Genomic DNA, 12,230 nt, shown 5'->3' on the forward strand with positions numbered 1-12,230 from the left:
GTGCCCCCTACTGCTTATCTTCAGCAGGTGCTTGAAGGCGCACTTCTACACCATTACGCACACGTTGTAGGCCTTGTGTAATAACCGTATCTTCCTGATCGAGCCCTTCTCGAATGATAATGCCTTGTTCAACCTGAGGGCCAAGCTCGACGTTACGACGCTCTGCCACACTTCCCTCAGCCATCACCATCACAAAGTCACCTTCTAAGTCAGTCTGTACGGCACGTCGTGGGATAACAATAACGTCTTTCGTGTTCTTATCTCTCAAGTTCACTTTGATGTGTTGACCCGGAAGTAACTTCTGCTCTGGGTTTGGCACTAGCGCGCGCATAGCAATCGTACCCGTTTTGGTGTCAATACGATTACCTAAGAAATCAAGCTTACCGAGATGCTCAAAAAACTGTCCATTTTCCAGTTCAAGCTGAACTTCAACGCGGTTTGATTCAGCCGAGCCATCACCTTTTACTTGATCCATACCCATAGCTAAACGCTCGCGCTCACTCACACTAAATGAAGTATGCACTGGGTCTAAGCTCACCAATGTCGTCAGCACGCCAGATGATGGAGAAACCAGATCACCCGTACTCACTTTGGTATCACTAATACGTCCGCTAAAAGGTGCTCGGATTTGAGTATAGGAAAGGTTAACTTCAGCAAGTTTAAGTTGAGCATTTGCCGCTTCTAGCTCTGCTCTCGCACCAAGAAGTGCCGCAGTTAAAGCATCAAACTCAGATTGAGAGATACTACCGCGAGGCAACAAGTTTTTACCTCGAGTATGATCTAATTCGGCTTTTTTTAGCGCCGCTTTAGCTTGTGCAAGTGCGGCTTTAGCACTCGCGACTTGGGCTTCAAAAGAAGATGGCTCGATAGAGTAAAGGAGCTGCCCTTTTTCTACCATTTGCCCCTCTTCAAAGTGACGAGCTTTTAAGTAGCCAGAAATCTGCGCGGTAATATTGGTATCTTCTACTGCTTCAATGCGACCGATATAAGACTTGCTCGGTTGGTAGTCGATAACCGTGACATCCTGAGTCACTACGAGAGGCGCTTGACCTTTCGTTTGGGCATTATTAGCTTCCCCGCATCCAGCGAGGATTGCTGTAGCCGCCATTAGTGCGACAAGTGGTTTCTTTTGCATGTATTTACCGTCTTTATAGAACAGGATATTGTTGAATTCCTATCAACCTTACTCCTTGCTGCCACTGAAAACTTCACTGAAAAGCGCCCAAGGTGTTTCTAAATGTAAACATGAGAAACAAAAGGAAAATAAAGTAATTTAGTTAACAGTGGTATTCAATGAGCAATATACATACAACTCAATCATAACTATTTAATATACGCCTTAGGAGATCGCGAATTTTAGCGTGTGCTTGGAAACACTAACGGGAGTATTGTATTCGGACGTAAAGTGAGATTCAGTGCTCAAGATAAGAACGTTTTGTGGCTAAAAAGGTGAAAAGTGACGCCTTCATACTCAAGACCCCGATTTTGACTATTTTTTTAATATAAATGGGTTATCATTCAATTAATTCAACGCCTTCGACAGAGAGGATGACTATGATTTCTAAATGGGCGAAACGCTTTTACCAGATGGCAGAACTAGTGGCGTCTTGGAGTAAGGACCCATCAACACAAGTCGGTGCCGTTATTACTAAACAGAATCGCATTGTATCTGTTGGATTTAATGGCTATCCGCATGGTGTTTCTGACAGTGTCGACACCGATGAGCGCGAGTTGAAATACCTTAAAACACTGCACGCGGAAGAGAACGCAATTTTGTTCTCAAAACGTGACTTAGACGGATGTGATATTTGGGTAACGCATTTTCCTTGCCCTAACTGCGCGGCAAAGATCATTCAAACAGGGATCTCACACGTACACTGCCCTGAGCAGTCTGAAGACTTTTTATCTCGCTGGGGAGATAAAATCCAAGTCAGTCAAGATATGTTCGATCAAGCGGGTGTGAAAGTCGACTGGTTACCACTAGAAGACATTGAAATTGAAGACAAAGACGTGCGCTAGTATTCCATCTTAATATTTAAATAGCCCAGAGAGATCTGGGCTATTTTGTTATTAAATCTGCAAGAGGTCTCGACGTAGTCTTTTAACTGTGTTTTTTCGCTGTGAGCTCAGCAATTTTGACAATAACGAGTACTGATTTTTCCATCATTTCAACAGAAATAAACTCATGAATTCCGTGGAAGTTAAAACCACCGGTGAAGATATTCGGGCACGGCAAACCCATAAAAGATAAACGAGCACCATCTGTACCACCACGAATAGGTTTTATAATCGGTTCCACATCACACGCTTCCATCGCTTGCTTTGCCAGCTCAATGATATGAGGGTAAGGCTCAACCATTTCTCTCATATTGTAATAGCTGTCTTTTATCTTTAGCTCTACAGAACCATGGCGTAAACCCGTGTTCATTTCATCGACGAGTTTCTGCATAAAGGCTTTTCGATCCTCAAGTCTTTGACGGTCAAAGTCTCTAATAATGTAACCTAGCTCGCTTCGTGCAACGCCCATTTCTGCCGATTTTAAATGGAAGAACCCTTCGTAACCTTCGGTTGTTTCCGGAGTTTGATCTTGGGGCATTTGAACTTGAAATTTCGCAGCCAAGTTCATCGCATTGACCATTTTGCCTTTTGCGGTACCTGGATGAACGCTAACTCCATGAAAAATTACATCAGCGTTTGCTGCATTAAAGTTTTCGTATTCCAATTCACCTTGCGGGCCACCATCTATAGTGTATGCCCATTTCGCGCCAAACTTTTTAACGTCAAACAAATCTGCACCACGACCGATTTCTTCATCCGGAGTAAAGCCGATACAAATGTCGCCGTGTGGAATGTCTGGGTTTTCCAGTAGCAGAGCTACCGCGGAAAGAATCTCTGCGATACCGGCTTTGTTATCCGCGCCAAGTAATGTAGTGCCATCGGTAGTAATAAGATTGTGGCCATGTAGGTGATGTAAATCGGGGTATTGCACGGGAGATAGCACTTCATCCCCCAACCCTAATGCAATATCGCCACCTTGGTAATCTTCGATGAATTGCGGCTTTACGTTTTTGCCAGATGCATCCGGCGCGGTATCCATATGGGCAATGAAGCCGATAGGAGGAACCTCATAATCAACATTGGCTGGCAGTTTAGCCATCAAGTAGCCATTTTTATCCAAAATCACGTCACTTAAACCAAGCTCGATCATCTCTTTTTTAAGTAACTCAGCAAACACAAGCTGACCAGGTGAACTTGGGCAAAGCGTCACATGTGGATTGGATTGGGTATCAAACGTGACGTATCGAAGAAATCTTTCAACTAAATGTTTCATATTTATTCTCATTGTTTTGTACGATGAGGCCTTATCACGCATTGATAAGCTGACGTTGCCTCATCAAACCTCACGCTATGTTACGCTCTTAGTTCAATAAGAATTTGCTTTGAATCATTTTTTGATAAGAAAGGCTTCTGCACTTTGCCCTCGCTAATTGAAGCACGAATTTAATCTAAAAGTTCCTCTGCCAGTACTCGCCACTCTTTAACCTTTTCACGAAAATGACGCCATTGCTTATCGGTCATCGAACGAGAAACATCTAATGTCAGTTGATCAACCAATGCAAAGTTAGAGTCAATATTCAGAGAAAGCTGCTCACTATAATAACTCTCTGGCTCGAACAAGAGTCGCATAAATATATCTTGATAAGTCACAACATTAGATTTGTTGTCGAACAAGTATTCGAGCTCTTGATATACCGTGGCTCGATAATCTCTCCATAAAGGGCTGTTTAAAATAACTTGCTGAGAAAATGTTTGAGCTAATTGACGCTGATTTCCTGATAGATTCCCCAGCCATTCTTCCATCCACTCTTCAGTGTTATCCAGAATAATTTCACGCACTTCGTCTTCTGTCTTATCGGCATATTTTGCGTTTCGCTCTTGATAATGTTCTTGTACATTACTCAAAAACTCGCGTTCTTGCTCTTTCGTTAATTGCAAACTTAACGCAAAAAGATCTGGTGCTGCTTTGCTTACCACTCTATCGTAATGCGCTCGCGTTCTATCTCGATTTTGTTGTAAGTAATTTAAGGTGATATCGCTCGCTTTTAATCTCTCAAGGTCTTTTAAATGTTCGATATATAATGGTAACTCCTCTTTCTTGTGCCAGTCTGCCAACAATAATAAGCGCTCTTCCACTAGGACTTCTTGTTCCCCTTGCAACGAGACATAGTCCTCTAAGTAATCGAGCACGAACCAATCGATATTGCTGTATAAAAACTTTTTCGCACAACCGGCAAGCAGAAATACGAAACAAAATAGAAGGCCATAACGAAGCGCCTTATTAGATACATCCTTTAATTTAGTCACTTATTCGTATTCCCTTTTCTGTTGATTAAGTTCTATACTCAACCTGTATCACTTAGTGTTGCGGCAAACTTACACCAGTGTGACAAATATTGATTGCCACCTTAATAATATATAGAGTTTGAAATTAACTTTTTGATCACAGCTATCCGCAAAAAAGTGAGTTAGAGCGCAATTATCGGCTAAAAAACGTACCGAACGACGCTCCCTATAACGGCATATAATTTGCATGGATGTTTTTTGGATGGTTTATGGAGGCGAAGTATGGCAGCCGCTGAGCAACTTGATACCAGTGTAGAATATGAGATTCGATATTTTGAACAGGGGAAAATGCACTGCATGAGAGTCATTGCTGAAAGCAAAAAAGTGGCTTATCAGTACTATTTGGAGTGTGGTAAGCACAACAGTGACTTGTACTCTATTCGCCCAGACAAGTAAAAAAACCGCCTAACAGGCGGTTTTTTTATTCGTCAGAATCAATATAACTGTTTGATTTTATTTATTATTACAGATTCAAATCCAACAATGTTATTTGATGTCGCCAAAGCGCTCAAGATAAAGGACGGTTGCTGCAGTACGAGAAGGAACTTGAAGCTTTTTAAGTAAACTCTTCATATGTACTTTAACCGTAGACTCAGAGATAAAAAGACGATCGGCAATTTGCTTGTTGCGGAAACCTCTTGCCACCTCTCTTAAGATCTGCGATTCACGATCGGTCAGTGTATCAAACACGTCCTCTTGCTCTGAACGTTCACTCAAATACTTAGAAACTTCTTGGCTGTATGCCTTGTCCCCTTGGTGCGCTTGTTTTAGCAACTCAACCAACTCATCGGGCTCAGTGTCTTTCAATAAATAGCCATCGGCACCACTTCGAACTATTGCTTCGATATCTGCTGGGCTATCTGAAACGGTTAGAATGACAATTCTGGCTTCACAGCCATCTGCACGCAGTGCTTGCAAAGTATCAAGGCCAGACATGCCTTTCATATTAAGATCAAGAAGTACAAGATCCAGTTCCAGCTCATGCGCTTTCGCTACTGCATCCGCGCCATTACTTGCTTCTGCAATAACCTCAAACTCAGGCTCAAAGCTTAAAAGCTGGTGGATACCTCTTCGCATGAGTGGATGATCATCCACCAGCATTACTTTACACACTGTCACTGTTTACTTCCTTACTATGTTGGAATTCTAATTTTACGGTACAACCTTTGTTTATCGATGCTTCGATGTGAAGATCGGCATGCAGTCTAGCGGCCCGCTCTTGCATGATACTCATACCGTAATGATTTAATTTTTCGTCTTGATGTTCAAAGCCTATTCCATCGTCGCTAACGGTTACTGTGACTTTTCCATCATTATCGAGACATTGAATGTGAATATTATCTGCTTGCGCATGTTTGATAGCATTAATTGCCGCTTCTCTTATCAACTGTAGTAAATGAACCTGCTGATGTGCATCCAGTTCAGTTGATGAAAGTCTATTTTTTAGCGTAATGTCCGCAGCAGTTTGTTCACTGAGCGTTTCAACCATGTCTTGCAATGCTTGGCCAAAACTGCCCTCTTTAATCGTAAGACGAAACGTCGTCAGCAACTCGCGTAACTGCGTATAAGCCGCAGATAAGCCCGTATCTAGCTCAGCAATAACTTGATTAGCCTGCGCGATCGCCTTTTCGTCAGGTAAGTTCTTTACGCTTCTCTTTAACAAAGCGACCTGAATTTTTAAGTAAGAGAGTGCTTGAGCCAATGAATCATGCAACTCCCGAGCAATAGTGGCTCGCTCTTCCATCAGCAGAATTTGTTCTGCTTGGCGCTGCGCCCGATTGTAATACACGGCGCGTGATAAAATCTGCACGAAGTTGTCAATAAGAGCCTCGTTCGGACAAGGTAACCCTGCTTTCCAATATAAATAGCCCAAGTGCTCGCCATCTAGCATCAGGGCTTTACCGTGGCAATCTTCATCACAATCTTGGCAGCATTCTTCTCCTTCCATCAATATCCAGCTCGGTTCTCCCAGCTGCTCGATTTCAAGTTTGACCGCTTTAATGCCCTCAAGACTGACAATATGCTGCAAAATCGCCTGGAAATTGTCTTGATTAATACGCGACGCCGTGAGTTCTTTTGACGAGTCATACAGCACTTCTAAAGACTGGTTGGCATGCTGCAATTTACGTGTTTTCTCATCAACCGCTTGCTCTAATCCTCGGTACAACTTACCAAGGTCTGTCGCCATCCGGTTAAAGGTTCGAGTCAGTATTCCCATTTCATTATCGCTAGATACATTGAGCGATATATTGAATGAGCGATTTTTAATTTGCTCGCTAGCAAAAACTAAGGCACGCAGAGGCCGAACAACTTCGAGGCGCACAAAATGAACGACAAACATACTGACACAAAGGATGCCACCCAACCCTAACCCGCCGATCCAGGCTAAGTTAATCAGTTTTTGCTCCGAAAAGCTTTGCAGCTTAAATACAAACTCATCGATTTGTTCAACAAAACCGGCCACTAGGAGTTGATATTCTGCCGGGTTGTCTCCTCTAAGCACCGCCTTGAGTTCATGCCATCTGATAATAAGACGGTAGTAATCGTGAGTGATGTCTTCAGGCACAGACCAATGCTGAAGCGCTTTCATTGAAGGTGAATATATCGAATGTTCAAATGCGTCAATATGTGAAGAATAGTCAACAGATTTAACCTGAATATCATTCGCCAGACGGTAGCTTTGCATTCGCATCGAGCCAGCAACATTGACGGCTTCAGCATCGTTCAAACTGGACGCTAACGTAAAAATCGCAAAACCAGTCGTAGCGACTGAGAGCAGCAAAATAAGAAGCATCGCGGACGCAATCGTGCGCGTCACTGACTTTTTCACATTTTTAAACAATCTGAGTTCCTCGCCCATTAACAATCCTATTTGTACGTGCAATGAACCCATTACCTTTCAACTTTATCAATATGTGATCACCTGCGACGGAATTTATTGATCCAAAACAATATTGCATACCATTTACCCCCTAAGAGGTATTTATACAAATATGTCAAAAACTACAATTTCGTTAGTTTAAATGACAGTTTATTAATGAAAATTGTGGACTATGCTTAGTTTGGGTTCCAAGTTTCGAGGTGACTAAGTGGTAGACCTTTCCAGAAGAAGACTCTTTGCAAGAAAAGCGCACCCCGACAACGCCGTACGTTTGCCTTGGTTAACTAAACCGCAACAGTTTACGGACGATTGCACTCGCTGCGGTAAATGCATTGAGGCCTGTGAAACAAAGATTATAACCAAAAGTGATGGCGGATTCCCCTCGGTCGACTTTTCCATCGATGAATGCACATTTTGCTATCAATGTGCAAACGCCTGTCCTGAGCCCCTTTTCTTGCCAGAAACAGAACAACCTTGGCAAGCAAAAGCAAGTATCAACGATAACTGCTTAGCAAAACAAAATGTCGAATGCCGAAGCTGTGGGGATATGTGCGACCCGATGGCAATTCAGTTCAAATTAGAACTGGGGAAAGTAGCACAACCCAATTTAGACCTTGATGAGTGTAACGGCTGCGGCGCCTGTGTTTCAGTGTGCCCGACTTCATCCATCAATGTGAGCAATATAACTGCCTAAGCCGAATGTCGTCGGCCAAAGGCAATAAAAATAAATGAGAGAGCTATATGTCACTAAATGAAGTGCATATTTCAAGTTTGGTAGTACATGTGCTGCCGGAACATTTGGACGAAATCAAACAAAAGATAGAAGCACACGAAAATGCGGAAATCTATGGTGACAGTCCTGAAGGCAAGATTATCGTCGTACTTGAAACTGAGAACCAAGGTTTCATCACAGACACTATCGATGCCATTAACAATTTACCGAACGTCTTAAGCACGGTATTGGTTTATCACCAAATCGAAACTGGGCTTGAAGAAACGGATGAAGAAGACACTGGAACACAACATTCCCAAATCGAGGGTGAAGTATGAAAATGACAAGACGTGCGTTTGTGAAAGCAAACGCGGCTGCATCAGCTGCTGCTGTCGCAGGTGTGACACTACCAGCATCTGCAGCCAACCTGATTGCAAGCTCTGATCAAACCAAAATCACATGGGACAAAGCACCTTGTCGTTTCTGTGGTACAGGCTGTTCTGTTCTTGTTGGCACTCAAAACGGCAAAGTGGTAGCAACACAGGGTGACCCAGAAGCACCAGTAAACAAAGGTCTGAACTGCATCAAAGGTTACTTCCTTTCTAAGATCATGTACGGTCAAGACCGTCTAACTCAACCGATGCTACGAATGAAAGATGGCAAATTCCACAAAGATGGTGAATTTACACCTATCTCTTGGGATGACGCTTTCGACATCATGGCTGAGAAATGGAAAGCTTCCCTCGAGAAAAAAGGCCCAACAAGCGTAGGTATGTTTGGCTCAGGCCAATGGACAGTAATGGAAGGCTACGCTGCGTCAAAGTTAATGAAAGCAGGCTTCCGATCAAACAACATTGATCCAAACGCTCGTCACTGTATGGCTTCTGCCGTTGTAGGTTTCATGCGCGCATTCGGTATCGATGAGCCAATGGGTTGTTACGATGACTTCGAGAACGCAGACGCTTTCGTTCTTTGGGGCTCAAACATGGCAGAGATGCACCCGGTTCTATGGACTCGCATTACTGACCGCCGCCTAAGCCACCCTCACGTTAAAGTGAACGTGCTTTCTACTTACTACCATCGTTCATTTGAGTTGGCTGACCACGGCTACATTTTCAATCCTCAGTCTGACCTTGCAATTGCTAACTTCATCGCAAACTACATCATCGAAAACGATGCAGTAAACTGGGACTTCGTGAACAAACACACGAACTTCACTCAAGCAGACACTGACATCGGCTACGGTCTACGTGACGACGATCCGCTACAAAAAGCAGCGAAGAACCCGAACTCTGGCAAACTCACTTCTATCTCATTCGAAGAGTACAAGAAATCAGTAGCGCCATACACAGTAGAGAAAGCATCTGAAATCTCTGGTGTTGAGAAAGAGAAGCTTATCGAGCTTGCGAAGCAATACGCGGATCCAAACACGAAAGTGATGTCTCTATGGACGATGGGTATGAACCAGCATACTCGTGGTGTATGGATGAATAACTTGGTTTACAACATCCACCTACTAACCGGTAAGATCTCGACTCCGGGGAACAGCCCATTCTCACTAACGGGCCAACCATCAGCATGTGGTACCGCTCGTGAGGTTGGTACGTTTGCTCACCGCCTACCAGCGGATATGGTGGTTGCTAACCCTAAACACCGTAAGATTGCAGAAGACATCTGGAAACTGCCAGAAGGTACGATTCCACCAAAACCTGGCTTCCACGCCGTATTGCAAGACCGTATGCTGAATGACGGCGTTCTGAACTGTTACTGGGTTCAATGTAACAACAACATGCAAGCCGGTCCAAACATCAACACAGAACGTCTTCCAGGTTACCGCAACCCAGAAAACTTCATCGTTGTGTCTGACCCATACCCGACAGCAACAGCACAAGCAGCAGACCTTATTCTTCCTACCGCAATGTGGATTGAAAAAGAAGGTGCTTACGGTAACGCAGAGCGTCGTACCCAAGCTTGGTACCAACAAGTGGGCACAGTCGGTCAAGCAAAATCGGACCTTTGGCAACTAATGGAGTTCTCGAAACGCTTCAAAATGGAAGAAGTGTGGCCTGAAGAGCTTCTAGCGAAAGCGCCTCAATACCGTGGTAAAACAATGTACGACGTACTTTACCGCAATGGTAACGTCGACAAATTCCCTATCGAAGAAGCTCGTGAACTGAATGACGATGCTCACCACTTCGGTTTCTATGTTCAAAAAGGTCTGTTTGAGGAATACGCAACATTTGGCCGTGGTCACGGGCATGATTTGGCTCCATACGACCGCTACCACCAAGTACGTGGTCTACGTTGGCCTGTTGTTGATGGTAAGGAAACACAGTGGCGCTTTAAAGAAGGTTCAGACCCATACGCGAAAGAAGGTTCTGGTTGGGACTTCTACGGCAATGCTGACGGCAAAGCGAAGATCATTTCCGCGCCATACGAAGCGCCACCAGAAGTACCGAACGATGAATTTGATATGTGGTTATGTACTGGTCGTGTTCTTGAACATTGGCACACAGGCACCATGACTCGTCGTGTACCTGAATTATACAAAGCAGTACCAGACGCAGTGTGTTACATGCACCCAGAAGACGCAAAAGCACGCAATGTTCGTCGTGGTGAAGAAGTACTCATGGCAAACAAACGCGGTGAAGTACGCGTTCGTGTTGAAACTCGCGGTCGTAACCGTCCGCCAAAAGGCTTGGTATTCGTACCGTTCTTTGATGCACGTATTTTGATTAACAAGCTTATCCTAGATGCGACTGATCCACTGTCTAAACAGACAGACTTTAAGAAGTGCCCAGTCAAAATCACTAAGATTGCTTAACCTTCAGATACTGAATGCTACGGCCGTCATTATGGCGGCCTAATAAAGAATTTAAGCCATAAAGGCGGAGATGAAATGATGAAAAAATTACTTGTCGCAGTTTTATCTGTAGGTGCGTTAGTGACAGGCATTGCGCAAGCTGAGTTGGATAATCCAGGTGGTATTGGTGGTCTAGAATCTTTACGTGGAATGTCTCAATTGGAAGATACGCGTCCAGCAGACGAGTTCAAAGACTTCCCTAAAGATCAAATTGTTGAAGACAGCTATGTTTATCAACCACCGTTGATCCCACACAGCATTCGTCACTACGAAATTTCGTTAAATGCTAACAAGTGTCTTGCATGCCATAGTTGGAAAAATGCAAAAGAGTCAGGTGCGACTAAAATTAGCGTAACGCACTATGTAAACAGAGAAGATGCGGTACTGGCAGATATGTCTCCTCGTCGTTACTTCTGTTTGCAATGTCACGTTCCACAAACGGATGCAAAACCACTAGTGGAAAACGAGTTTAAGGCAGTCGATTCGCTTCAGTAATTGAAACGCGAGTACTAAGAGGTTACTTATGAAAATACTTAAAGCGTTTTGGAAGAGACTGTCGAGCCCGAGTAAAGCTGCCGCTGGTGTGGTTTTATTTCTAGGCTTCGCTGGTGGCCTTCTATTTTGGGGCGCATTCAACACAGGTATGGAAGCAACCAACACAGAAGAATTCTGTTCTGGCTGTCACGCGCCGATCGTTGCTGAAATTCAAGAAACAATTCACTACTCCAACCGCTCTGGTGTTCGTGCGATTTGTTCAGACTGTCACGTTCCTCATGAATGGACGGATAAGATCGTTCGTAAAGTACAGGCATCTAAAGAGCTATTTGCACACTTCGTAACGAAGACGATCGATACGCCAGAGAAGTTCCAAGAGCGTCGTGGACACCTCGCAGAGCGAGAGTGGGCACGTATGAAGAAGAATGACTCTCTTGAATGTCGTAACTGTCATGAGTTTGATTTCATGGATTACTCTCAGCAAGGATCACGTGCGGCAGAACAACACTCCACCGCTCTAGCTTCAGGCGAGAAAACATGTGTAGACTGTCACAAAGGTATTGCGCACAAACTACCAGACATGAGCGGCGTTGAAGGCTGGCACTAAGGAGACTTACCATGAGTACATTAGAATCTGTAATTTGGCATATCCTTGGCTACAGTGCTATGCCAGTGATTATTCTTTCCGGCTTTGTGGCGGTAGCAGCAATCTCTCTCTGGCTGCTGTCATTTGGTAAGGATAAAGAGGTGTAACGTAACGCATCTCTACTCGTCAACTAGCCTATTTGTTGACACTGAGCGCCGAGCAAATGCTCGGCGCTTTTTATTTATTGCTCAATGGTACTGCCAACAATAAATAAACAAGCAATCATACA

13 protein-coding genes are annotated in these 12,230 nt (G+C 43.9%); 8 read left to right on the top strand and 5 right to left on the bottom strand.

Annotated features, from left to right (window positions below):
- Nucleotides 1-7 precede the first annotated feature (7 nt).
- Nucleotides 8-1,135, bottom strand: a complete 1,128-nt coding sequence (vmeY, locus tag R7Z77_RS09510; RefSeq protein ID WP_017635193.1) for a multidrug efflux RND transporter periplasmic adaptor subunit VmeY — start codon at nt 1,133-1,135, stop codon at nt 8-10.
- 419 nt (nt 1,136-1,554) lie between these two features.
- Between vmeY and R7Z77_RS09515 the strand changes: the two genes are divergently transcribed.
- Entirely contained in the window at nt 1,555-2,019 is a 465-nt protein-coding gene (locus tag R7Z77_RS09515; RefSeq protein WP_005373515.1) for a dCMP deaminase family protein, read from the top strand.
- Nucleotides 2,020-2,101: 82 nt separating this feature from the next.
- Here the strand turns inward: R7Z77_RS09515 and pepT are convergent, their stop codons facing one another.
- A complete protein-coding gene (gene pepT, locus R7Z77_RS09520) occupies nt 2,102-3,331 on the bottom strand; it encodes a peptidase T (RefSeq protein WP_176311456.1) in 1,230 nt (409 codons plus the stop codon).
- Between the two features lie 170 nt (nt 3,332-3,501).
- A complete protein-coding gene (locus tag R7Z77_RS09525; RefSeq protein ID WP_053304525.1) occupies nt 3,502-4,365 on the bottom strand; it encodes a DUF6279 family lipoprotein in 864 nt (287 codons plus the stop codon).
- Nucleotides 4,366-4,626: 261 nt separating this feature from the next.
- Between R7Z77_RS09525 and R7Z77_RS09530 the strand changes: the two genes are divergently transcribed.
- A complete protein-coding gene (locus R7Z77_RS09530; protein WP_005373524.1) occupies nt 4,627-4,800 on the top strand; it encodes a hypothetical protein in 174 nt (57 codons plus the stop codon).
- Between the two features lie 90 nt (nt 4,801-4,890).
- On the opposite strand, the gene R7Z77_RS09535 is transcribed toward R7Z77_RS09530, so the two are convergent.
- Together R7Z77_RS09535 and narQ are read right to left on the bottom strand one after the other, a co-directional pair.
- Nucleotides 4,891-5,505: a response regulator gene (locus R7Z77_RS09535; RefSeq protein ID WP_031777156.1), complete on the bottom strand. Its 615-nt coding sequence runs from the start codon at nt 5,503-5,505 to the stop codon at nt 4,891-4,893.
- A gap of 4 nt (nt 5,506-5,509) precedes the next feature.
- Nucleotides 5,510-7,246 (bottom strand): nitrate/nitrite two-component system sensor histidine kinase NarQ, encoded by a 1,737-nt coding sequence (gene narQ, locus R7Z77_RS09540; RefSeq protein ID WP_025767926.1) that lies wholly within the window; start codon nt 7,244-7,246, stop codon nt 5,510-5,512.
- A 247-nt stretch (nt 7,247-7,493) separates the two neighbouring features.
- Here narQ and napF point away from each other — a divergent pair, with 247 nt between their 5' ends.
- The 6 genes from napF (at nt 7,494) to R7Z77_RS09570 (ending at nt 12,108) form a co-directional block, all read left to right on the top strand.
- Nucleotides 7,494-7,979 (top strand): ferredoxin-type protein NapF, encoded by a 486-nt coding sequence (napF, locus tag R7Z77_RS09545; RefSeq protein WP_080276949.1) that lies wholly within the window; start codon nt 7,494-7,496, stop codon nt 7,977-7,979.
- Nucleotides 7,980-8,026: 47 nt separating this feature from the next.
- Nucleotides 8,027-8,335: a chaperone NapD gene (locus tag R7Z77_RS09550; protein WP_005373535.1), complete on the top strand. Its 309-nt coding sequence runs from the start codon at nt 8,027-8,029 to the stop codon at nt 8,333-8,335.
- Nucleotides 8,332-10,821, top strand: coding sequence for a periplasmic nitrate reductase subunit alpha (gene napA, locus R7Z77_RS09555; protein WP_005389060.1), 2,490 nt, complete (start codon nt 8,332-8,334; stop codon nt 10,819-10,821). The genes R7Z77_RS09550 and napA overlap by 4 nt, the downstream gene beginning before the upstream one ends.
- 78 nt (nt 10,822-10,899) lie before the next feature.
- Nucleotides 10,900-11,355, top strand: a complete 456-nt coding sequence (locus R7Z77_RS09560) for a nitrate reductase cytochrome c-type subunit (RefSeq protein WP_005389061.1) — start codon at nt 10,900-10,902, stop codon at nt 11,353-11,355.
- Nucleotides 11,356-11,383: 28 nt separating this feature from the next.
- A complete protein-coding gene (locus R7Z77_RS09565; RefSeq protein WP_005373542.1) occupies nt 11,384-11,962 on the top strand; it encodes a NapC/NirT family cytochrome c in 579 nt (192 codons plus the stop codon).
- Between the two features lie 11 nt (nt 11,963-11,973).
- Nucleotides 11,974-12,108 (top strand): TIGR02808 family protein, encoded by a 135-nt coding sequence (locus R7Z77_RS09570; protein ID WP_005373546.1) that lies wholly within the window; start codon nt 11,974-11,976, stop codon nt 12,106-12,108.
- Nucleotides 12,109-12,230: the final 122 nt, after the last annotated feature.

The organism is Vibrio sp. 1401 (assembly GCF_033340295.1).